The sequence below is a fragment of the Agromyces cerinus genome, assembly GCF_016907835.1.
In the GTDB taxonomy this organism is placed as follows: Bacteria; Actinomycetota; Actinomycetes; order Actinomycetales; family Microbacteriaceae; genus Agromyces; species Agromyces nitratus.
In genome coordinates, this window is record NZ_JAFBCT010000001.1 from 3,201,195 (window position 1) to 3,222,453 (window position 21,259).

Consider the following 21,259-nt stretch of genomic DNA (forward strand, 5'->3'; position numbering starts at 1 on the left):
GCTAGTTCGTGGCGAGCACTTCGGCGTTCAGGTCGACGTACTTCAGCGTGTCCTCACCGAGGTCGACGATCGCCTCCTGCTCCATGAGCTCGTCGACGGTGATGCCGAGCGTCGGGTACGACTCGATGAGCGCGGGGTCGAGGGCCTCCATGGCCGCCTTGTTGGGCACCTTGTAGAGGATGTTCTCGGCCACCCAGGTCTGCACCTCGGGGTCGAGGATGTAGTTCAGGAAGGCCATCGCGGCCTCCTTGTTCTTCGACGACTCGAGCACCGTCATGGTGTCGACCCAGAGGTCCGAGCCCTCTTCGGGCACGACGAACTTGATCGACGGGTCTTCGGCGATGCCATAGTTGCACCAGCCGTCCCATGCCTGCACCATCGCGGCCTCGCCAGAGACGAGCTTCGAGTAGAAGGTCGTGTCGTCGTAGGCGAGGAGGGTGGACTTGGTCTTCAGCAGCTGCTCCTTGGCCGCGGCGAGCTCGTCGTCGTCGGTCGTGTTGATGGAGTTGCCGGCGGCCTTGAGCGCGGGCTCGGCGAGCCAGCGGTCGGTCGAGAGCATCGTGGTCTTGCCGACGAGCTCGGGCTTCGGGTTCAGCAGGTCGTTCCACGACGTGGGGTCGTAGCCCGTGAGGTCGGGGCGGTAGCAGAGGCCCGTCGTGCCCCACGCGTAGGGCTCCGAGTAGACGTTGCCCGGGTCGTAGGCCAGCTCGAGGGCCTCGGGGTAGAGGTTCTCCTCGTTCGGGATGAGCCCCTTGTCGAGCTCGGCCAGCAGGCCCTGCTCGCCGAGCGCCTGCGCGTACTGCCCCGAGACGAAGGCGACGTCGATGCCGGAGTCGGCGCTCGCGGTGAGCTTGGCCACGATGTCCTCGTTCGTGGTGTGGTTGACGATCGTGGTCTTCACACCCGTCTCGGCCTCGAACTTCTCGGCGAGGTCCTCGGGCGAGTAGTCGGCCCAGATCGAGACCGTGAGCGTCTGCTCGCTGAGGTCGGCGTTGGGATCGAGTGTCTCGACGGCGTCACCGCCGCCGGAGGAGCAGGATGAGACGGCGAAGGCGAGGGCGATCGTGCCGGCCGCGGCCGCCACGATACGTCGCGTCGTGGTCATGTGGTACCTCCAGGGGCAGTCGGGAAAGGTTGAGCGATTGTTGCACCACGAATCAAGAAACCGCAATGGTTCAGTGAACAGGCTGGTATGACGGTTGCCGAATAGTTACAATCCGAATTCAATGAACTCGATACTGCAGGGCGAACGCATCGTCGTCGGCGACCATGCGCTCCTCGTCGACGCCGACGGCCGGGTGCTCGCCGGCGACCAGCGGCCGACGGCCGGTGACGGCATCGCGCGGGCGATCTCGCGACTCGTCGACGACGGCGTCGCGACGGATGCCCCCGAGCGCGCCATCACCGTCGACCAGACCAACACCTCGGTGATCGTCGATGAACGGCTCATCGTCAAGCTCGTCGGCCGCTGGAGCGCCGCGGACCGCGCCGCCGCGTTGCTCGAGCAGCTCGCCGCCGCCGGGTCCGACGACGTCGACCGCTTCGTCGGGCGCGTCGAGTGGCGCCATCCCACGCTCGGCACCTCGACGCTCGCGGTCGTGACCGAGTACCTGCCCGGCGCGGTCGACGGCTGGACCTGGGCCGTCGACGACGTCGTCGCCGCACTGAGCGCCGGGCCCGAGCCCGAGTGGCCGGCACTCCTCGGCGAGCGCATCGCCCGCATCCACGGCGTGCTCGGCGCTGACGCCGTGCGCTCCGAGGCCGAGGCCCCGGCAGCCAGGGCCGATCGTGCGTCCACCGCGCTGCGATCGGCGCTGCGCCTCGCCGGCGGCGACGCCGGGGCGCGCCTGCGCAACCGCCACGAGTCGCTCGCCCGCGACATCCGCTCGCTCGGCACGACCGGCCCCGGCGTCGAGTTCCCGATCCACGGCGACCTGCACGTCGGGCAGGTGCTGCGCTCCCCCGGCGCCGACGCCGACGCCCCCCGCTACACGGTCATCGACTTCGACGGCGACCCGCAGCTGGCCGCCGAAGAGCGCGAGGCGCCGGATGCCGCGGCGCGCGACATCGCGCACATGCTCGTCTCGTTCGACCTCGTCGCGGCCGTCGCCCAGAAGCGACTGCAGCGCGCCGACGCTCGCACCTTCGCGTGGGCCGACCGCGCGCGCCGCGACTTCCTCGACGCCTACCGCACGCACGTGCCGAACGGCGAGCTGCTCGACGAGGCGCTGCTGCCCGGCTTCGAGGCCGAGCAGCTCGTCGCCGAGCTGCGCTACGCCGACCGCTTCCTGCCCGCCTGGATCTACGCGCCCGATGCCGCGATCACGCACCGCCACCCGTCGACGAACGAACATCCGGAGGAACCGTGGACACCGCCGCTTTCCGAGCAGATCTCGAGCTGATCCCCGAGACGCTCGACGCACTGGCCGACGCCCTCGACGCGGGCTTGCCCGGCCTCGAACGGCTCCCCGTGCTCGGTGCCTCGCGCGTGCTCGTGCTCGGCATGGGCTCGAGCCGCTACGCCGCCGACGTCGTGGCGCGCCGCTACCGTGCGATCGGCGCGACCGTCGTCGTCGAACTCGCGAGCGCCGAGCTGCTGCCGCCGGCGGCGCCCGATCTCGCGGTCGTCGCGGTCTCGGCGACCGGGGGCAGCGCCGAGGTGCTGCGAGCCGTTGCGCGCTATCGCGGCACCGGCCGCCTCGTGGCGGTCACGAACCGGCCGGAGTCCGAGCTCGGCCGGCTCGCCGACGTGGTCGTGCCGCTCCTCGCGGGCGTCGAGGCGTCCGGCGTCGCCTGCCGCACGTTCCGCGCGACGTTCCCGGTGCTCGACGCGGTGCTCGAGGCCCTGCTCGGCACCGCGCCGGCCGCTCGATTCGACGCGGCATCCGTGCGCGACGCCGCCGCCGCGACCCGCGAGCTGTTCGCAACCGCGACCGGCTGGCTGCCTCCCCTCGCCGAGCTGCTCGCCGCGCCGATGGGCACCTGGGCGCTCGCCCCGGCCGAGCGCGCCTCGAGCGCGCAGCAGTCCGCGCTCATGCTGCGCGAGGTGCCCCGCCGCGCCGCCTACGCCTCGGAGACGGGCGACTGGTCGCACGTCGACGTGTACCTCACCAAGACGCAGGACTACCGGTCGCTCGTGTTCGCCGGCTCGGTGTGGGACGCCCAGGCGCTCGATTGGATGGAGCAGCGCGGCTCCCGCTTCGCCTCCATCGGTCGCGACCTGCCGGGAGCCGAACTCACGATCCGCTTCCCCGGCGACGAGCGCGACGAGGTCGCCGCACTCACCGAGGTGCTCGTGGGCGAACTCGTCGCCGATCGGTGGCTTCGGGCCTGAGGCGCCGCCACTGGAACTCGTTGGGCCGCCTCCGCCGGGTCACGTCGCGACGGAGGCACGCGCGCCGCGCGGCAGCCCGTCCTCGTTCGGCCGCCACCAGAGCCAGAGCTCGCCGGCGACGACATGCATCGTGAGCCCGAGCCAGAACGCCGGGGCGAAGCTCTCCTCCAGCGAGAGGATCTGGAAGCCCGCGAAGATGCCGACCCACACGCGGATCATGCCGACGCCGAGTCCGACGGCGAACGCGCGGATCATCCAGCGCCGGTGCATCCGCACGTCGCCCCCGCGGATCGCCCGGAACGCGAGCACGAGTGCGACGAGGAACCAGCTGCCGAAGACGGCCGCGGCGAGCGACTGCCAGGCGCCGCCGTAGGAGAAGGGCACTCCGAACGCGAGGGCGAACACGCCGCTCACGAGTCCGAGCGAGAGCAGCACCCGTCCGAAGCGGCGGTGGAACCTGAAGTGCCGCTCCCGGAATCGCCGCCAGAGCTGCAGGGGCGCGCCCACGAGGTAGAGCACGCCGGGCACGATATGCAGGTAGGCGAGCCACGGGTTGGCGACATAGCGCAGTTCGAAGGTGTCGCCTTCGGCGTCGGTGCCGGTCAGGATCAGCGGCCCGTCGGTTCCGAACCGGATGCCCGCGAAGACGAGCACGATCGCGATGAGCAGGAAGACGACCGACCACATCGAGACCGCCACCGCACGCGACATCCGGTCGCACCCCCTTGCCGGCTCGCCCTCCGCCGGCGCTCACGCTACTCCCCGATCACGCGTGCGCCCAGACCGAGATGAGCATCACTCACCGACGGTGGCGGCGTGCGTAGGTTCGAGCGTTGCGGCTCGAGAGCGCGAGCAGCACGAGGATGTCGAGCGCGAGCGTGATGAGCGTCGTGCGCAGCGTGATCTCGGCATCGGCCCCGAAGTAGTCGAACGCCGACCCCGTGATGCTGATCGTCGCGAAGATCATCACGGTGATGCGAGCCCAGTTGCTGCCGCGGAAGATCAGCAGTGCGAACACGAGCTCGATCGCGAGCACGAGCCCCCCGAGGCAGAGCACGACGACGAGCGCGAGGTTCGACCCGGCCTCTGCCGCATCGTCGGAGTCGAGCGGGATCCCGAGGTCCTCGACGAGCGTCTTGCGCCAGAGGAGCCCGAGCGAGATGAGCCAGACGACGCCGGCGATCACCCTGAGCACCACGAGCACGGCGCCGAACGTCGTCGCGACCGGGCGTCGCATCGCAGGCGGGTCGGGTTGGCGGCTCACGAGCGCCGCGGGCGACTCGAACGCCGGCCGCTTCTCGACGCTCATCGGGTGACCTCCGTCCCGCTCGGCACCGTGCCGCTCGGCACCGCGCCGACCTCGACCACCGGGAGATCGCCGTCGGTGCTGATGGTGTCGCCGCCGCCGTTCCTCGAGTGGTAGCCCGTCGAGAAGTCGGCGAGCATCTCGACCCGCGCCTCGGGGTTCGCGCCGAGCACGGTGTCGACGATGTGGTCGCGCTCGATGTCGATGTCGGCGTCGATCTTGTGCGTGATCTGCAGGGTGAAGAGCGAGAAGCCGACGGCCCGATCGAAGGTGCCCGCCGCGAGCCAGTCGACGCGGCGGCCTCCGGGCAGCAGCCAGTCGTCGGGAGTGCGCCAGAACCGCACATGGTGCCGGCGCGCCGGGTTGCCGGCCACCTCCTGCTGGTAGGCGAAGTCCTGCTGCCTGCCGAAGAGGAACAGCGGGCTGACCGGTGCTTCGTCGTAGCTGCGACGGGTGATCGTCGAGGAGACGATGCGCCAGCTCGACGCCCCGGTGACGTCGTCGGCGCGGGTCCAGCCGGCCCGGCGCATCGCGGCGTGGAGCGCCGCCTCGTCGCCGTCGAAGGCGAGGTTCACGGGGTCGCCGAGCAGGCCGTCGCTCGTGCGCGCCCGTCCGATGAAGTAGTCGGGCACGTAGATCGTCGTGAGGATCCGGTGCAGCCGCGGCAGCACGAGATAGGCGAGCACCAGCCAGAAGGCCACGAAGAAGAGGATGCCGAACCATCCGAACTCGAACGACTCGGTGAGCACGAGCCACGCGAGCCAGACCGCCGCGATGCCCGCGTACACGAAGAAGAAGCCGTCGAGCAGCGCGTTGAACGAGACCCTGCGTCGGCGCACGACCGGGGGCGGCCCTCCGTCGACCTGCCCTCCGTCGATCGGGTCACCGGATGCCTCGGCCCCCACCTCGCCCATGCCTGCATGCTATCCGCGCCGGGCGCCCCGACTGGCTATCCTCGCTCCATGGCCTACGACGTCGTGCGAATCCGGTCCGAGTTCCCCTCGCTCGAGAGCGGGTGGGCGCAGTTCGACGGCCCCGGCGGCACGCAGACGCCGCGGTCGGTCGGCGAGGCCGTGGCATCCGTGCTCACCGGCCCGCTCTCGAACCGCGGCACGACCGGGGTCTCCGAAGAGCGCGCCGAGGCTGCGGTGCACGGATTCCGGCTCGCGATGGCCGATCTCGTCAACGGGCACCCGCGCGGCATCGTGCAGGGGCGCAGTGCCACACAGCTCACCTACGACTTCTCGCGGCATCTCTCGAAGCAGTGGGCAGCCGGCGACGAGGTCGTCGTCACCCGGCTCGACCACGACTCGAACGTGCGCCCGTGGGTGCAGGCCGCCGAGCGCGTCGGCGCCGTCGTGCGCTGGGCCGACTTCGACCCGGCCACCGGCGAGTTGCCGGTCGAGGCCGTCACCGCGATGCTCTCCGAACGCACCCGGCTCGTCGCCGTCACCGCGGCGTCGAACCTCATCGGCACGATGCCCGACATCGCCGCGATCACCGCGGCCGCGCACGCGGTCGGCGCGCTCGTCTCCGTCGACGGCGTGCACTACGCGGCGCACGAACTGCCCGACGTCGCGGCCCTCGGCGCCGACTTCTTCACCTGCTCGCCGTACAAGTTCCTCGGTCCGCACTTCGGGGTGCTCGCGGCGGCCCCCGAGCTGCTCGAGTCCATCGCGCCCGACAAGCTGGCGCCGTCGACGAACGTCGTGCCCGAGCGGTTCGAGTTCGGCACGCTGCCCTACGAGCTGCTCGCGGGCGGCACGGCGGCGGTCGACGCGCTGGCCGGTCTCGCCGACCTGCCCGAAGCGGATGCCGCGGGCTCGCGCCGTGCGCGGCTCGTCGCGTCGTACGCGGCGCTGCACGAGCACGAGGAGGAGCTGCGCACCCGCATCGAGGCCGGGCTCGCCGAGCTGCCCGGGGTCACCGTGTGGTCGCGCGCACCGCGCCGCACGCCCACGCTGCTCATGACGTTCGACGGCCACGAGGCATCCGAGGTCACGAAGCGGCTGGCCGAGGGCCGGGTGCTCGCACCGAGCAGCAACTTCTACGCGCTCGAGGCCTCGAGGCGCCTCGGACTCGGCGATGCCGGCGGGCTTCGGGTCGGGCTCGCGCCGTACAACGACGCGAACGACGTCGAACGACTGCTCGACGGCCTCGCCGCGGCGCTCGTCTGAATCGGCGGGATCCGGACGTCACCCGGCCGATCGGCGCCCGCCGCCGATCCGTCGCCATACGCTGGCATCATGACCCTCGCCGACACCGCCGCCGAACTCCGCCGCCTGCACACCGACCCCGAACTGCTCCAGGTGGTGAACGTCTGGGATGTCGTGAGCGCCACCGCGGTCGCCGCCCTGCCGCAGACCCGCGCGATCGCCACCGCGAGCCATTCGATCGCCGCCACGTTCGGCTACCCCGACGGCGAGCAGATCCCCGTCGAGCTCATGCTCGACATGTGCGGGCGCATCGCACGCGCCGTCGACGTGCCGGTGAGCGCCGACCTCGAGGCCGGATACGGCGATGCCGGCGAGACGATCCGCCGCGCCATCGGCGAGGGCATCGCCGGTGCGAACCTCGAGGACCAGCTGAAGCCGCTCGCCGACTCGGTCGCCGCGGTCGCCGCAGCGGTGGCCGCCGGCGACGCCGAGGGCGTGCCGTTCGCCCTGAACGCGCGCACCGACGCATTCCTCCGCGGGCGCGAGCGTCCGCTCGACGTCAACATCGCCGATGCGATCGAGCGCGGCCGCGCCTACCTCGACGCCGGCGCGACGAGCGTGTTCGTGCCCGGCGACTTCGGCGACGACGTCGTCGAGCAGCTCGTCGCCGGCATCGGCCACCGCCGGGTGAGCGTCATCGGCCTGCCCTCCGTGCCGCCTCCTGCACGGCTCGAAGAGCTCGGCGTCGCACGTGTCTCCTACGGTCCGTACACGCAGCGCATCGCGCTCGGCGCCCTGCAGGACGCCGCCGTCGTGCTGTACGCGGGCGGCGTGCCCCCGCACGGCATCCGCCCGCTGAACTGAGTGCTCGCGTGTCGGGCCGACCTTGGTCTGCCCGACACGCGATTCCGCGAATCCCCCGCGTGACGGATGCATCCGGCCCCGCTTGCTCGCTAGGGTGAGCGTGAGGCGGCCTGGCTGCCCGGGTCGTGCGGGGGTGCGGCCTGCGCGACCGAGCTCGCCCCCACTGTGAGGAGAGCGCATGGCGAGCGGCATCCCCATCGAGATCTCGGGGCTCAGAAAGCACTTCGGCCCCGTGACCGCGGTCGACGACCTGAGTTTCACGGTGCAACCGGGCAAGGTCACCGGATTCCTCGGCCCGAACGGGGCCGGCAAGACCACGACGCTGCGGGTGCTGCTCGGGCTCGAGCACGCGAGCGCCGGCACCGCGACCTTCGGCGGCACGCCCTATTCGGCGCTGCCGCGACCGCTGGAGACCGTGGGCGCGGCACTCGACGCGAACTTCCACCCGGGGCGCACGGCCCGCAACCATCTCAAGGTCTACGCGACCGCCGCGGGCCTGTCGTCGGCCCGGGTGCCCGCCGTGCTCGAGCAGGTGGGCATGTCGGAGTACGCCGACCGCCGCGTCGGCGGCTACTCGCTCGGCATGCGCCAGCGGCTCGCCCTGGCCTACACGCTGCTCGGCGACCCCGGCGTCTTCGTGCTCGACGAGCCGATCAACGGACTCGACCCCGAGGGCATCAAGTGGATCCGCGGGTTCCTGCAGAACCTCGCCCGCGAGGGTCGCACCGTGCTCGTCTCCTCGCACCTGCTCAGCGAGGTGCAGCAGAGCGTCGACGAGGTGGTCATCATCGCGAAGGGCCGGCTCATGAAGACCGGCACCCTCGCGAGCCTCGAACTCGACTCGGCGCCGCGCACGATCGCCGACTCCCCTGATCGCGAAGCCCTCGCGGCCGCGCTCGACGCCGCCGGCCTCCAGTACACCGAGGGGCGCAACGGGTTCATCGTCGACGAACCCGACCCCGCCAGGGTCGGCCACGCCGCCTTCGTCGGCGGCGTCGAGCTCGCCGCCCTCCATCGCCTGAGATCGGGGCTCGAGGAGTCGTTCCTCTCGCTGGTCGGCGGAGGTGACGAGTCGTGAACCTCGTGCGCGCCATCGGCTCCGAGTTCCAGAAGGTCTTCACGACGCGCATGTGGTGGCTCCTCGCGATCCTCCTCGCCGCCTACGTGGCGTTCATGGCGGGCGGCTTGGGCGCCTTCCTCGGCTGGGCGACCGAGAATCCGGATGCCGCGGCATCCGCCGGCGGCAACACCACCGTGCCGCCCGGCACCGAGCTCGCACCGCTCATCTACAGCTTCGCGTCGTCGGTGGGCTACGTGTTCCCGGTGCTGCTCGGCGCTCTCGCCGTGACCGGCGAGTTCCGGCACAAGACCCTCACGCCGACCTTCCTCGCCGAACCGCACCGCACGGTCGTGCTGAGCGCCAAGTTCATCTCGCAGCTCGTGGTCGGCGCGGGCCTCGGCGTCATCGCGTTCGCCGTCTCGGTCGGCGCCGGCGCGGCGGCCCTCGCCGGCTTCGGCCTCGACACCGGGCTCGACTCGAGCGACACGTGGGCGCTCATCGGCCGCGGCGTGCTCGCCATGGCACTCTGGGGCGCGATCGGCGTCGGCCTCGGCGTGCTCGTCGTCAACCAGGTCGCCGCGATCGTCATCGTGATCGCCTTCACCCAGTTCGTCGAACCGATCCTGCGGGTCGTGGCCTCGCTCAGCGACGTCACCGCCTCGATCGGCCGGTTCCTGCCGGGCGCCGCGAGCGACGCGCTCGTCGGGGCATCCTTCTACAACATCGCCTCACTCGGGTCGACCGACACCCTCGAATGGTGGCAGGGCGGGCTCGTGCTGCTCGGCATCGCGGTCGTGGCGACGGTGATCGGCGGGGCGACGACCTGGCGACGGGACGTGTCGTAGGAGTGGAGCTCGCCGAGCTGCGACGCATCCGCCTGCAGGTGCAGGGGCTGCGCGAGGTGCGCGCCACCTCGGCTGCCGGCGTCGTGCGCGACTTCGTCGCGGTGCAGTCGCAGGAATTCATTCCCGCGCAATGGGGTCTCGCGATGCGGGTGCCGGCCGAACGCCGCCCCGATCTCGCGGGGGTCACCGCGGCGCTCGACCGCGGCGAGATCCTGCGCACGCACGTGCTGCGCCCGACGTGGCACTTCGTCGACCCTGCGGATGCCCGGTGGCTGATGGAACTCTCGGCAGAGCGGGTGCACCGGGCGAACGCGACCTACTACCGCCGCACGGGCGTCGACGGCGAGGCCGGAGCGCGCGCACTCGACGTCGTCGCCGCGTCGCTCGCGGGCGGCCACCGCACGCGGGCCGAGCTCGCCGCGGCGCTCGACGCCGCGGGGCAGCCGTCGACCGGGCTGGGCTTCACCTACGTGCTCATGCTCGCCGAGCTCGAACGGGTCGCGATCAGCGGGGCGAACGTCGGCAAGCAGCGCACCTACGCGGCATTCGACGAGCGCGTGCCCGCGTCGGCCCCGAAATCGCGCGAGGCGGCGCTCGTCGAACTGGCCGCGCGATTCATCCGCTCGCGTGGGCCGGTGACCGACCGTGACTTCGCGGCATGGTCGGGGTTCACGCTCGGCGACACGCGGCAGGCGTTCGCGGCGGTCGTCGACGGTGACGGCGCCGGTGGCGGCGGCCCGGTCGAGACCCTCGAGATCGACGGCGCGACGTACTGGCACGACACCGAGGTGACGGCGAGCGCGATGGATGCTCCCACCCCTCCGGCCGGCGTCGTCGACCTGCTGCAGGCCTTCGACGAATACATCATGGGCTACGCCGCGCCCCGCTCGTTCCTGCAGCCGCCCGGGCGCAGCGACCCCGTGCACCCCGAGTTCCCGATGCACGCGCTCATGGCCGACGGCGTGATGGGCGGCCGCTGGGCGCCCGTCACCTCGGGGCGCAGGGCGGTCGTCAGGCTCGTGCCGTGGCGCGCGCTCTCTGCCCGCGAGGAACGCGGGCTCGAGGCATCCGTCGCCGAGGTCGAGCGGTTCCTCGGCGCGCCCGTGACCGTCGAGCGCGAACCGGCGGCCGACTGACCCGGGGCGCGCCGCCCGGGGTCGCGATCGGGGTCACGACCCGGCGGCGCGACGGTGCCATTCGACCTCCGCCATGTTCGCGTCGGCCCAGTCCTTCATGTGGTGCACGATCGCCATCAGGCTCGCGCCGAGGGCGGTGAGCGAGTACTCGACGTGGGCCGGGTAGACCTGCTTCACCTCTCGGGTGACGAGCCCGTCGCGTTCGAGCAGGCGCAGCGTCTCGGTGAGCATCTTCTGGCTGGCGCCCGCGACCCGGGCGCGCAGCTGCGAGTGCCGCTGAGGTCCCTCCTCGAGCGGCAGGAGCACGAGCGTCGTCCATTTCGAGCCGAGGATGTCGAGCACCTGGCGCGAGGGGCATTCGGCGAGGTACGACGCGTAGGCGTCCTTCGCGGCGGCACGTTGCTGGTCGGCGGTCAGGGTCACTGGGGCTCCAAGCTCTCGGTCGGCGACGGGCGGATGGGCACCTCCGGTATCCCACGGCACTTAGAAGTGCCTGCTGGTGCCGGATTCCGGGCGATGTGACGATCGAAACCGCCACGGGGCGCCATCCATTCCCGGATCCCGCGCCGAACACCAGTGAAGGAACCCTGATGACCCACCTCCTGCACGTCAACGCCTCCGCCAGGGGCGACGCCAGCCGCTCGCTCGAGCTGGCGACCCGCTTCATCGGCGAGCTCGAGACGATCGACGACGGGCTGACCGTCGAACGCCTCGACGTCTTCGACGGCTCGCTGCCCGAATTCGGCACGGTCGCGGCCGGCGCGAAGATGGCCACGTTCGCCGGCCAGGGCCGCACCGCCGAAGAGGAGCGGGCCTGGGCCGAGGCGCGCGCCGTGTTCGACCGCTTCGCCGCCGCCGACGCCTATGTGTTCAACGTGCCCTTCTGGAACGCCGGAGTGCCGTATCCCCTGAAGCAGCTCGTCGACGTCATCACCCAGCCGGGCTGGGCCTTCGCGTTCTCGCCGGAGTCCGGGTACCGCGGGCTGCTCGAGGGCAAGCGGGCCTTCGTCGTCTACACGAGCGGCGTGTACGCCGAGGGGCTGCCGCCGTCGTTCGGCGCCGACTTCACGACCACGTTCTTCCGCGACTGGTTGGGCTTCGTCGGCATCACCGACGTCGAGGAGGTGCACTTCGCACCGACGGTCGTGGGCGTCGATGTCGACGGCGCTCACCGGGCGGCGCTCGACGCGACACTCGCGGCGGCGCGCCGCTTCACGACGGCGGAGCGGTTCGCGGCGTGAGCTGACGGCGCCCGAGGGCTTGCCCCGCTACGATCGCGGCATGGCCGTCATCGGAACCGTGTTCGTCGCCCTCGCCGCGCTGCTGCACGGCTACATCTTCCTCATGGAGAGCGTCTGGTGGACCCGGCCCTCGACCTGGAAGCGCTTCGGCGTCGCCGACCAGGCCGCGGCCGACATCACGAAGCCCATGGCCTACAACCAGGGCTTCTACAACCTCTTCCTGGGCCTCGGCGCCGCGATCGGCCTCGTGCTCTACTGGGCCGGCGCGATGCCGGTCGGCAAGACGCTCGTGCTGTTCGCGACGGCGTGCATGTTCCTCGCGGCCGCGGTGCTCACGACGACCGGGCGCGGGTACCTGAAGCCCGCGCTCGTGCAGGGCACGCTGCCGCTCATCGGCTTCGTGCTCTTCGCCTTCGCCTGAGCAGAGGACCGAGCGAGCCGTTGCCGCGGTGCTCGCCGGGCGTGAGCGGTCAGTCGCCCTCGACGATGTCAGGCGTCGCCGTGAGCTTCAACCGGTCGATGAGCTCTGCGGCGTGATTCGTGCTCAGGATGATGCGGGTGAACTCGCCCGCGGCGAGCTCGAGCACGACCGCCTGACGCTTGCCCTTGACGATGACGAAGTCGCTGCCGCCGTGGTACTTCCACACGCCGACGGCGACGACGAGCGGCACCTCGGTGCCGCGACGACGGATGCCGCGGATCCAGATCCACGGGTCGTCGGTGATGGTGGCCGAACGGATGTCGTCGCGCTGCACCACGAGGTCGGCGCTGCGGAGCGCGAGCGACTTCTCGGCCGGGGTGAGGTGAACCTCGATCCGGTCGGTGTGCACGCGCAGTTTCGCCATGCCTCCATCCTGCCCGAGTCGCGCGCCGGGTGCCCAGTCGACGCCCCACAAAGCCATAACGGTTTGCTCGGACACTCGGTGGGGCGAGCCTGTCGAAACCTCTCCCGGGCGGTTTCGACAGGCTCAACCCGCAAGAGGGGTTACCGCGGCCGAGCGGATGCCGCGGCGCGCGCCGCTGCCGGAAGGGCCTCGAACACCCGGGCGATCGCGGCGTCGTCGTGGGCCGCGGTGACGAACCACGCCTCGAACACGCTCGGCGGCAGCGAGACGCCGGCGTCGAGCATCGCGTGGAAGAACGGGGCGTAGCGCCACGACTCCTGGCGCTGCACGGTCGCGTAGTCGCGCACGGGTGCGGCCGCGGCCTCCTCGCCGAACACGAAGCTGAAGAGGTTGCCCGCGTGCTGCACGCGGTGCGCGACCCCCTCGGCGTCGAGGGCGGCGGAGACCGCGTCGCCGATGGCCTCGGCGGTGGCGTCGAGCGTGCGGTACACCGAGGCATCCGCCGCCCTGAGGGTGGCGACGCCGGCGGCGACCGCGACGGGGTTGCCCGAGAGCGTGCCGGCCTGGTAGACGGGGCCGAGCGGCGCGAGCTGCTCCATGATCTCGGCGCGACCGCCGAGCGCGGCGACCGGCATGCCGCCGCCGATGACCTTGCCGAAGGTCATGAGGTCGGGCGTGTACGCCGTGTCGGTGCCGTCCTCGAGGCCCCACCAGCCGGCGGCGGAGACGCGGAAGCCCGTGAGCACCTCGTCGGAGATGACGAGGGCGCCGTGCGCGTGGGCGAGCTCGACGACGGCGCGGTTGAATCCGGCCACCGGGGGCACCACGCCCATGTTGGCCGCAGCCGCCTCGGTGATGACCGCAGCGATGCGGTCGCCGTGCTCGGCGAACACCGCGGCGAGCGCGTCGAGGTCGTTGTAGGGCACCACGAGGGTGAGCGCTGCGATGTCGGCCGGCACGCCCGCCGAACCCGGCAGCGCGAAGGTCGCGAGGCCCGAACCGGCCTCGGCGAGGAGGCCGTCGGAGTGGCCGTGGTAGTGCCCGGCGAACTTCACGAGCAGGTCGCGCCCCGTGAACCCGCGGGCGAGCCGGATCGCGCTCATCGTCGCCTCGGTGCCCGTGGAGACGAGGCGCAGCTTCTCGACCGGGCCGACGCGCGCCTCGACGAGCTCGGCGAGCTCGGTCTCGGCCGGGGTCGACGCACCGAACGAGAGGCCGCGCGCCGCGGCATCCGTCACCGCCTCGATGACCCGCGGATCGGCGTGACCCAGGATCGCGGGGCCCCAGCCGGCAACGAGGTCGACGTACTCGCGGCCCTCGGCATCGGTGACGTACGGGCCGCGGGCGCTCACGAGGAAGCGCGGCGTGCCGCCGACCGAGCGGAACGCGCGCACGGGCGAGTTCACTCCGCCCGGGATCGCGGCCTGCGCGCGGGCGAAGAGCTCGTCGTTCGTGGGGGCGGCGCCGCCCTGAGCCTGTCGAAGGGTCATGCCGCGTCTCCGTTCCGGATCCACTCGGCCAGTTCGACGGCCCAGTACGTGAGCACGGCGTCGGCGCCCGCCCGGCGGATGCCGCGCACCGACTCGACGACGGCGCGCTTGCGGTCGATCCAGCCGTGCGCGGCGGCGGCCTCGATCATCGAGTACTCCCCCGACACCTGATAGGCCCAGACCGGCACCTCGGATGCCGCGGCGACGTCGGCGAGCACGTCGAGGTAGCTGCCCGCGGGCTTCACCATGACGACGTCGGCGCCCTCGTCGATGTCGATCATCGCCTCACGGAGCCCCTCGCGGCGGTTGCCGGGGTCGAGCTGGTACGAGCGGCGGTCGCCCTCGAGGGTCGACTCGACGGCGTCACGGAACGGACCGTAGAAGGCGCTCGCGTACTTCGCGGAGTAGGCGAGGATCGCCGTGTCGTGATGCCCCGCGTCGTCGAGGGCGTCGCGCACCGCGGCGACCTGGCCGTCCATCATGCCCGAGAGGCCGAGCAGCTCGGAGCCCGCCCGGGCCTGCGCGAGCGCCATCGAGGTGTACCGCTCGAGGGTGGCGTCGTTGTCGACGCGGCCCCGCTCGTCGAGCACGCCGCAGTGCCCGTGGTCGGTGAACTCGTCGAGGCACAGGTCGGTCTGCACGACGAGCCGGCCCGCGGATGCCTCGGCGGCGACCGTCGTCGCGACGTTGAGGATGCCGTCGGGGTCGGTGGCACCCGAGCCGCGCGCATCGCGCACCTCGGGCACGCCGAACAGCATCACGCCGCCGACGCCCGCGGCCGCGGCCTGCTCGATCGCCTCGGGCAGGCTCGAGAGGGAGTGCTGCACGACACCCGGCATCGAGCCGATCGGCACCGGGGCGGAGACCCCCTCGCGCACGAAGATCGGGAGCACGAGCTCGGCGGGGTGCAACCGGGTCTCGGAGACGAGGCGGCGCAGCGCCGGGGTCTCACGCAGTCGGCGCGGGCGGACACGGGGAACGGGCGTGGAGCTCACCAGACCAGCCTACGTCCGCCCCGCTGGACGGTCGCTGACGTGATAGATTCCCGGATCGAACCGGCGCCGAGGTCGTCGCCACGAAGGAACCCGACCATGCCACGCATCAACCCCGCCTACCGTTCCCGCCGCGCGCGCCTCGAGCTCCGTGACGCCGTCTGCGTCGTCACTGGCGCGGCGAGCGGCATGGGGCTCGAGTCCGCCCGCCTCCTCGCCCAGCGCGGCGCCGAACTCGTGATCGTCGACCGCGATGGCGCGGCGCTGCACGACCTCGCCGTCGAACTGCGGGCGGGCGGCACCACGGTCAGCATGCACGTCATCGACCTGCGCGAAACCGACGCGATCGAGGCGCTGCCGGCCGCGGTGCTCGCCACCCACGGTCGCGTCGATGTCCTCCTGAACTGCGCTGGAGTCTCGATGCTCGGGCGCTTCGAGCAGTTGAGCCTCGACGAGTTCCGCTGGGTCGTCGACATCAACCTCTGGGGCACGGTCGCGATGAACAAGGCGTTCCTGCCAGCGCTCGCGCGGCGGCCCGCAGCGCACATCGCCAACGTCGCGAGCCTCTACGCGCTCGGCGCTCCGGCCGGTCGGGTGCCGTACGTCACCTCGAAGTTCGCCGTGCGCGGCTTCACCGACGCGCTGCGCCACGAGCTCGAGCGCACTGGCATCACGATGTCCGCCGTCTACCCGGGAGGAGTGCGGACGGCCATCATCCACAACGCACGGGTCGCGGAGGGAGTACCTGCCGACACCGCAGCGCGAGCCGCCGACGCACAGGCATCGCTGTATCGCACCACGGCGCAGGAGGCCGCCGCGCGCATCGTCGACGGCATCGAACGACGCCGACCGCGGGTGTTCATCGGACGCGACGCACGACTCGCCGACATCGCGACGCGGCTCGCCCCCGTCTGGTACTGGTCGGTGATGCGTGGCGTCGTCGCGAAGGCTGGCGACACGGAACCGGCATCCGGGGCCTCCGCGGCGCATGCGCGGTGACACGGCTGACGCTGCGACCTGGCTGCCGGTCAGGCGCCGATGACCCGGCTGCGGGTCAGGCCTTGGCGGTGGCGGCGTCGACCACTGCGTCGATGAGCGACTCTGCAGTGCGCTCGCGCGCGACGACGTCGACCCGGAGGCCGACCTGTGCCGCGTCCTTCTTGGTCTGCGGGCCGATCGCGGCCACGAGGATCGACTCGGGAATCGGGCCGAGCTGCTGCTGCACCTGCTCGGCGACGCTGCCCGAGGTCACGAGCACCGCGTTGACCCGGCCGGAGCGCACGTCTTCGGCGACCTTCGCGGAGACCGGGACGCCGATCGTGCGGTAGGCCACGACGGCCTCGACGTGATGGCCCATGCGCTCGAGGCCGATCGAGAGCACCTGCTTGGCGATGGCCGAACGCAGGGCGAGCACCTTCAGTCCGGGTGCGCCGTCGGTCGCGGCCTCCCACTCCTCGAGCATGCCGCGGGCGGAGTTGTCCTCGGAGGGCACGATGTCGGCCTGGTACCCCGCTGCGATGAGCGCGGCTGCGGTGGTCTCGCCGACCGCAGCGACCTTCGTCGTCTCGGGGATGACGGCGCTGTACGTCGAGAGCACGTCGACCGTCGTCGCGCTCGTGACGGTGAGCCAGTCGAAGCCGCCCGCGGCGAGCTTCGCGAGCGCCGCCTCGAGGGCCGGCTGGTCGTCGCTCGGTGCGAAGTTGATCAGCGGGGCGACCACGGGCGAGGCGCCGCGGGCGCGCAGGGCGGCGGCGACGCCGTCACCCCAGGGCCCGCCGCGCGGCACGAGCACCCGCCAACCGGCGAGCGGCTTGCCGGCGGAGGCAGGCAGGTTGATGGCACCCGTCATCGATTCGAATTCGCTCACAGCGACTCCTCTGGTGGTGCAAGATCAGCGGCGCCGTTGCCGAGGAGTTCCGCGACGACGCGTTCGGCGAGGTCGCGTGCCGCATCCGCCAGGTCGGCGGCCGAGCGGCTGTCGGGGGTGGCCGCGTGCGAACTCACGAGTCGCCGGGCCCCGTCGGCACTGTACACGCTCGCCGACAGGAACAGAAGTTCGTCCTCCATGAACGCCGTCGCGCCGATGGGGGCCGAGCAACCGGCCTCGACACCGGCGAGCACGAGCCGCTCGGCGAGCACCGTCGCACGCGTCATCGTGTGGTCGACGGCGTCGAGTGCGCGTTCGAGCGCGCGATCGCCCACCTCGCGGCGCACCTCGATCGCGAGTGCGCCCTGGCCGGGTGCGGTCGGCCAGTCGCCGAGCGGCAGCAGGTCGGTCACCGCGTCGGAGCGACCGAGTCGGCCGAGGCCCGCTGCGGCGAGCAGCACGGCGTCGAGCTCGCCCGACTCGACCTTGCCGAGGCGGGTGTCGATGTTGCCGCGCAGGTCGACGGCGATCACGTCGGGGCGCACGGCGCCGAGCTGGGCGATGCGGCGCGGCGACCCCGTGCCGACGCGCGCGCCCTCGGGCAGCGTCGCGATCGTGAACCCGTCGCGGGCGCAGAGCGCATCGCGGGCGTCGGCCCGCTTCGGCACCGCGCCGAGGCGGAGCCCCTCGTGCTCGGCGGTCGGCAGGTCTTTCAGGGAGTGCACGACGACGTCGCACTCCCCGGCGAGGAGTGCCTCGCGGAGCGCGGCGGCGAACACGCCCGTGCCGCCGATCGACGCGAGCGAGGCGCGGGAGGTGTCGCCCTGCGTCGTGATCGGCACGAGCTCGATCTCGGCGTTCGCGGCCTTGGCGAGCCGCTCGGAGATCTGGCGGGTCTGGGCCATCGCGAGCGCGCTGCCACGGGTTCCGACGCGGATGACCTGGCTCATGGCGCGATCCCGGCGAGCGCGGGTCGGAACCCGAGGCGGACGTTCTCGCAGCACCCGGGGCGACAGACGTCGTACCAGGGACCGAGCTCGGTCTCGGCGGGGCGCTCGGCGACCGGCGTGCCATTGACACGCTCGAGCACGAGGTCGACGAGTCCGGCGACGTAAGCCGGGTGCGTGCCGGGCGTCGGCACCCGCACGGCCGCGAGGCCCTGCTGCTCGGCGGTCTCGAGCGCCTCGTTGTCGAGGTCCCAGAGCACCTCCATGTGGTCGCTCACGAAGCCGAGCGGCACGATCACGACGGCCTTGCGGCCCGCCGCGGGCAGTTCCTCGATGGCGTCGTTGATGTCGGGCTCGAGCCACGGCATCGATGGGGGGCCGCTGCGCGATTGGTAGACGAGCTGCCACGGGACATCCGCCGCCCCCGCCTTGGTCATGACGACCTCGGCGACCGCACGGTGCTGCGCGGCGTACGCGCCGCCCTCGCCGAAGCCGCGCTCAGCGGGCCCGGACTTGGCGGCATCGGTCGACGGGATCGAGTGCGTCGCGAAGAGCACCTCGATCTCGGTGGTGCGATTCAGGTCGCCGGATGCCTCGAGGCCCGCGAGACCGTCGCGCACACCCTCGACGAACGGGGCGACGAAACCTGGGTGGTCGAAGAACTGCCGCACCTTGTCGATCTGCACCTCGTCGCCGAGTCCGGTGTCGGCGAGCGCATCCGCGAAGTCCTCGCGGTACTGCCGGCAACTCGAGTACGAGCTGTAGGCGCTCGTCGCGATGGCGATCAGCCGGGCGTGGCCCGCGGCCTTCGCCTCGGCGAGCGCGTCGTTGAGGTAGGGGTCCCAGTTGCGGTTTCCCCAGTAGACGGGCAGGTCGATGCCACGGTTCGCGAGCTCGGCCTCGAGCGCGGCCTTCAGCTCGCGGTTCTGCTGGTTGATCGGGCTCGTGCCGCCGAAGTGGCGGTAGTGGTGGGCGACCTCCTCGAGGCGCTCGTCGGGGATGCCGCGGCCGCTCGTGACGTTCCGCAGGAACGGGATGACGTCGTCCTGTCCCTCGGGTCCGCCGAAGCCGGCGAGCAGGATGCCGTCGTAGGCGACGGGCTCGGTGACGTGCTCCGGCCCGGCCTGCGCTGCCGGGGTCGCACCGGGCACGATCGCCCCGAGGGCGCACGGTGCGGATGCTGCGGGGGCCGGCTTGCGTCCGCGGGACGGTGCCGGCGCGGCGTCCGAGCCGAGGTTGACCGCGGCCATTACTGCAGCACCTCCACGAGCTCGGCGGTCGTGATGCGGCGGCCCGTGTAGAAGGGCACCTCTTCACGCACGTGGCGTCGGGCGTCGGTGTCGCGGAGCTCGCGCATGAGGTCGACGAGCTCGGTCAGCTCGTCGGACTCGATGGGCAGCAGCCACTCGTAGTCGCCGAGCGCGAAGGCGCTGACCGTGTTGGCGATCGCCCCGCGGAACGCCGCGCCCTTGCGGCCGTGGTCGGCGAGCATGCGACTGCGCTCCTCGGCGGGCAGGAGGTACCACTCGTAGCTGCGCACGAAGGGGTACACCGTGAGCCACGACTTGGGCTCGATGCCGCGGAGGAAGCCGGGCACGTGCGACTTGTTGAACTCCGCGTCGCGGTGCACGCCCATGGCGTTCCAGGTCGGCAGCAGGTGCTTCAGGATGCGCGCGCGGCGGAGCTCGCGGAGCGCCCACTGCAGGCCCTCGGCGGTCGGGCCGTGCAGCCACAGCATGACGTCGGCGTCGGCGCGGAGGCCCGAGACGTCGTAGATGCCGCGAAGGGTGACCCCTTCGTTCTCGACGAGCGAGATGACGCCGTCGAGCTCTTCGACGACACGGCGCACGTCGTGGCCGTCGTAGTCGTCGGGCTTTGCCGGATCCCGGCGGAGCACGGCGAAAACCGTGAAGCCCTCGGGAGAATCGGCGGTTTCGGATTCGGGACGGAGCGCGTCGGCTGCCGCTTCGGCAGCGGGGGAAGACATGCCTCCAGTCTCCCCCTTTCCGCGTGATCGGCCAAAAGAGAGTCCACGCGCAGAGACTCCACGCGCCGCGGCCCGAGGAGCCGCCACGGAGGATTGGGGCGACGTACGCTCGTCGGATGAGGATCTGGTCGCTGCATCCGCGCTACCTCGATCGGCAGGGGCTCACGGCCTGCTGGCGGGAGACCCTGCTCGCGCAGGCGGTGCTCGAGGGCGCGACCCGGGGCTACACCCGGCACCCGCAGCTCGAGCGGTTCCGCGCTGCGCCCGACCCGCTCGGTGCGATCGGCGACCACCTCGCCGGCATCGCCGAGGAGGCGACCGCTCGCGGCTACCGCTTCGACGGGAGCAAGGTGCACCGGCGGAGCGAGCCCCGGGTGGAGCTCGAGGTCACGACCGGGCAGCTCGCGCTCGAGTGGGAGCACCTGTTCAGGAAGCTGTCGGTCAGGACCCCTGAACTGGCTGCGCAGTGGTCGGGCATCGAGCTGCCCGACCCGCATCCGCTCTTCACGGTCGTCGATGGGCCCGTCGCATCATGGGAGCGCGCGGCCCCGCCGACCGCGGACGGCGTACCGCCCCGGCGCTGATCGACGCGGTCGTGATCGCTGATCGCTGGACTCGCTCAGTCGTGATCGCGCTCCGTCGCGGTGAGCGCGTCGAGGAAACGGATCACGACCTCGCGCTCGTCGGGGGCCAGCGCCGCCGCGGCGTCGAAGCGCCGGGCGTGGAGGCGGCCCACCGACTCGCGCGCGACGATGCGGGTGGCGTCGGTCACCGAGATGGCGAGCGCGCGGCGATCGCTCGGGTGCGGTGCTCGCACGATGTGGCCGCCGCGCTCGAGGCGGTCGAGGAGCTTGGTCGTCGACGCGCTCGAGATGCCGAGGTACTCGCTGATCGCGCCGGGGGTGGCGATCTCGCCCTGGTTGCGGGCGGCGATGAGGAAGCGCAGGGCGCGCATGTCGGTGGGGTTGAGCTTCATGTAGCGGCTGGACGCCTCGCTCATGCGGCGCTCCGCCTCGTGCCAGCCGCGCAGGCTCTGCATGACGCGCACGATCTGGTCGACCTGCTCGTCGTCGAGTCCGGAACGGTTCACGAGCTCTTCGTCGTGGTCGGAGATGCGGGGGTCGTGCATCGCGGCCGCGATGTCGTGCCGCCCCTCCCGCTCGGTTGCCATGGGTTGATTCTAGCCAGT

Annotated in this window: 24 protein-coding genes; 11 read left to right on the forward strand and 13 right to left on the reverse strand. The window is 71.9% G+C overall.

What is annotated here, in order from left to right; genetic code table 11:
- Position 1 precedes the first annotated feature (1 nt).
- Complete coding sequence (locus tag JOE59_RS14900; RefSeq protein WP_204461695.1) at positions 2-1,105, reverse strand: polyamine ABC transporter substrate-binding protein; 1,104 nt, start codon at positions 1,103-1,105, stop codon at positions 2-4.
- A gap of 121 nt (positions 1,106-1,226) precedes the next feature.
- On the opposite strand from JOE59_RS14900, the gene JOE59_RS14905 reads away from it, so the two are divergent.
- A complete protein-coding gene (locus JOE59_RS14905) occupies positions 1,227-2,402 on the forward strand; it encodes a hypothetical protein (protein WP_204461698.1) in 1,176 nt (391 codons plus the stop codon).
- A complete protein-coding gene (locus tag JOE59_RS14910) occupies positions 2,366-3,334 on the forward strand; it encodes an SIS domain-containing protein (RefSeq protein ID WP_204461706.1) in 969 nt (322 codons plus the stop codon). The genes JOE59_RS14905 and JOE59_RS14910 overlap by 37 nt, the downstream gene beginning before the upstream one ends.
- Before the next feature lie 39 nt (positions 3,335-3,373).
- On the opposite strand, the gene JOE59_RS14915 is transcribed toward JOE59_RS14910, so the two are convergent.
- From JOE59_RS14915 to JOE59_RS14925, 3 genes are all read right to left on the reverse strand, one after another.
- Complete coding sequence (locus JOE59_RS14915) at positions 3,374-4,045, reverse strand: DUF2306 domain-containing protein (RefSeq protein ID WP_204461714.1); 672 nt, start codon at positions 4,043-4,045, stop codon at positions 3,374-3,376.
- An 88-nt stretch (positions 4,046-4,133) separates the two neighbouring features.
- On the reverse strand, positions 4,134-4,643 hold the full coding sequence (locus JOE59_RS14920; protein ID WP_204461716.1) for a hypothetical protein: 510 nt from the start codon (positions 4,641-4,643) through the stop codon (positions 4,134-4,136).
- Positions 4,640-5,554: an LssY C-terminal domain-containing protein gene (locus JOE59_RS14925; RefSeq protein WP_204461718.1), complete on the reverse strand. Its 915-nt coding sequence runs from the start codon at positions 5,552-5,554 to the stop codon at positions 4,640-4,642. The genes JOE59_RS14920 and JOE59_RS14925 overlap by 4 nt, the downstream gene beginning before the upstream one ends.
- Before the next feature lie 48 nt (positions 5,555-5,602).
- Between JOE59_RS14925 and JOE59_RS14930 the strand changes: the two genes are divergently transcribed.
- The 5 genes from JOE59_RS14930 (at position 5,603) to JOE59_RS14950 (ending at position 10,701) form a co-directional block, all read left to right on the forward strand.
- Positions 5,603-6,817 (forward strand): cysteine desulfurase-like protein, encoded by a 1,215-nt coding sequence (locus tag JOE59_RS14930; protein ID WP_204461720.1) that lies wholly within the window; start codon positions 5,603-5,605, stop codon positions 6,815-6,817.
- A gap of 69 nt (positions 6,818-6,886) precedes the next feature.
- On the forward strand, positions 6,887-7,660 hold the full coding sequence (locus tag JOE59_RS14935; protein ID WP_204461722.1) for an isocitrate lyase/PEP mutase family protein: 774 nt from the start codon (positions 6,887-6,889) through the stop codon (positions 7,658-7,660).
- A 178-nt stretch (positions 7,661-7,838) separates the two neighbouring features.
- Positions 7,839-8,738, forward strand: a complete 900-nt coding sequence (locus tag JOE59_RS14940; RefSeq protein ID WP_204461732.1) for an ATP-binding cassette domain-containing protein — start codon at positions 7,839-7,841, stop codon at positions 8,736-8,738.
- Positions 8,735-9,565 carry an ABC transporter permease gene (locus JOE59_RS14945; RefSeq protein ID WP_204461734.1) on the forward strand — a complete coding sequence of 277 codons (831 nt, stop codon included), beginning with the start codon at positions 8,735-8,737 and terminating at the stop codon, positions 9,563-9,565. Before JOE59_RS14940 ends, JOE59_RS14945 begins: the two co-directional genes overlap by 4 nt.
- Positions 9,566-9,567: 2 nt before the next feature.
- The gene (locus tag JOE59_RS14950) at positions 9,568-10,701 is read left to right on the forward strand and encodes a winged helix DNA-binding domain-containing protein (RefSeq protein WP_204461736.1); all 1,134 of its coding nucleotides are present in this window, start codon (positions 9,568-9,570) and stop codon (positions 10,699-10,701) included.
- 33 nt (positions 10,702-10,734) lie between these two features.
- Here JOE59_RS14950 and JOE59_RS14955 read toward each other — a convergent pair whose 3' ends face one another.
- On the reverse strand, positions 10,735-11,124 hold the full coding sequence (locus tag JOE59_RS14955) for a winged helix-turn-helix transcriptional regulator (RefSeq protein ID WP_204461738.1): 390 nt from the start codon (positions 11,122-11,124) through the stop codon (positions 10,735-10,737).
- A gap of 167 nt (positions 11,125-11,291) precedes the next feature.
- On the opposite strand from JOE59_RS14955, the gene JOE59_RS14960 reads away from it, so the two are divergent.
- Positions 11,292-11,942 carry an FMN-dependent NADH-azoreductase gene (locus JOE59_RS14960; RefSeq protein ID WP_204461745.1) on the forward strand — a complete coding sequence of 217 codons (651 nt, stop codon included), beginning with the start codon at positions 11,292-11,294 and terminating at the stop codon, positions 11,940-11,942.
- A gap of 40 nt (positions 11,943-11,982) precedes the next feature.
- Positions 11,983-12,363, forward strand: coding sequence for a DUF1304 domain-containing protein (locus tag JOE59_RS14965; protein WP_204461747.1), 381 nt, complete (start codon positions 11,983-11,985; stop codon positions 12,361-12,363).
- 49 nt (positions 12,364-12,412) lie between these two features.
- On the opposite strand, the gene JOE59_RS14970 is transcribed toward JOE59_RS14965, so the two are convergent.
- From JOE59_RS14970 to hemB, 3 genes are all read right to left on the reverse strand, one after another.
- Positions 12,413-12,787, reverse strand: coding sequence for a hypothetical protein (locus tag JOE59_RS14970; protein WP_056006597.1), 375 nt, complete (start codon positions 12,785-12,787; stop codon positions 12,413-12,415).
- Between the two features lie 140 nt (positions 12,788-12,927).
- On the reverse strand, positions 12,928-14,277 hold the full coding sequence (hemL, locus tag JOE59_RS14975) for a glutamate-1-semialdehyde 2,1-aminomutase (RefSeq protein ID WP_204461749.1): 1,350 nt from the start codon (positions 14,275-14,277) through the stop codon (positions 12,928-12,930).
- A complete protein-coding gene (hemB, locus tag JOE59_RS14980; protein WP_374191128.1) occupies positions 14,274-15,272 on the reverse strand; it encodes a porphobilinogen synthase in 999 nt (332 codons plus the stop codon). The genes hemL and hemB overlap by 4 nt, the downstream gene beginning before the upstream one ends.
- Before the next feature lie 96 nt (positions 15,273-15,368).
- Here hemB and JOE59_RS14985 point away from each other — a divergent pair, with 96 nt between their 5' ends.
- Positions 15,369-16,268, forward strand: coding sequence for an SDR family NAD(P)-dependent oxidoreductase (locus JOE59_RS14985; RefSeq protein WP_204461757.1), 900 nt, complete (start codon positions 15,369-15,371; stop codon positions 16,266-16,268).
- A gap of 55 nt (positions 16,269-16,323) precedes the next feature.
- Here the strand turns inward: JOE59_RS14985 and JOE59_RS14990 are convergent, their stop codons facing one another.
- Genes JOE59_RS14990 through hemQ form a run of 4 tightly spaced genes read right to left on the reverse strand, consistent with a single transcriptional unit; the run spans position 16,324 to position 20,070 of the window.
- Positions 16,324-17,118 carry a uroporphyrinogen-III synthase gene (locus tag JOE59_RS14990; RefSeq protein ID WP_204463424.1) on the reverse strand — a complete coding sequence of 265 codons (795 nt, stop codon included), beginning with the start codon at positions 17,116-17,118 and terminating at the stop codon, positions 16,324-16,326.
- 14 nt (positions 17,119-17,132) lie between these two features.
- The gene (hemC, locus tag JOE59_RS14995; RefSeq protein WP_204461764.1) at positions 17,133-18,086 is read right to left on the reverse strand and encodes a hydroxymethylbilane synthase; all 954 of its coding nucleotides are present in this window, start codon (positions 18,084-18,086) and stop codon (positions 17,133-17,135) included.
- Positions 18,083-19,333 (reverse strand): ferrochelatase, encoded by a 1,251-nt coding sequence (locus JOE59_RS15000; RefSeq protein WP_204461766.1) that lies wholly within the window; start codon positions 19,331-19,333, stop codon positions 18,083-18,085. Before JOE59_RS15000 ends, hemC begins: the two co-directional genes overlap by 4 nt.
- Complete coding sequence (gene hemQ / locus JOE59_RS15005; RefSeq protein ID WP_204461768.1) at positions 19,333-20,070, reverse strand: hydrogen peroxide-dependent heme synthase; 738 nt, start codon at positions 20,068-20,070, stop codon at positions 19,333-19,335. Before hemQ ends, JOE59_RS15000 begins: the two co-directional genes overlap by 1 nt.
- 116 nt (positions 20,071-20,186) lie before the next feature.
- Here hemQ and JOE59_RS15010 point away from each other — a divergent pair, with 116 nt between their 5' ends.
- The gene (locus JOE59_RS15010) at positions 20,187-20,654 is read left to right on the forward strand and encodes a pyrimidine dimer DNA glycosylase/endonuclease V (protein ID WP_204461775.1); all 468 of its coding nucleotides are present in this window, start codon (positions 20,187-20,189) and stop codon (positions 20,652-20,654) included.
- A 35-nt stretch (positions 20,655-20,689) separates the two neighbouring features.
- On the opposite strand, the gene JOE59_RS15015 is transcribed toward JOE59_RS15010, so the two are convergent.
- Positions 20,690-21,241, reverse strand: a complete 552-nt coding sequence (locus tag JOE59_RS15015) for a MarR family winged helix-turn-helix transcriptional regulator (protein WP_239560288.1) — start codon at positions 21,239-21,241, stop codon at positions 20,690-20,692.
- Positions 21,242-21,259 lie beyond the last annotated feature (18 nt).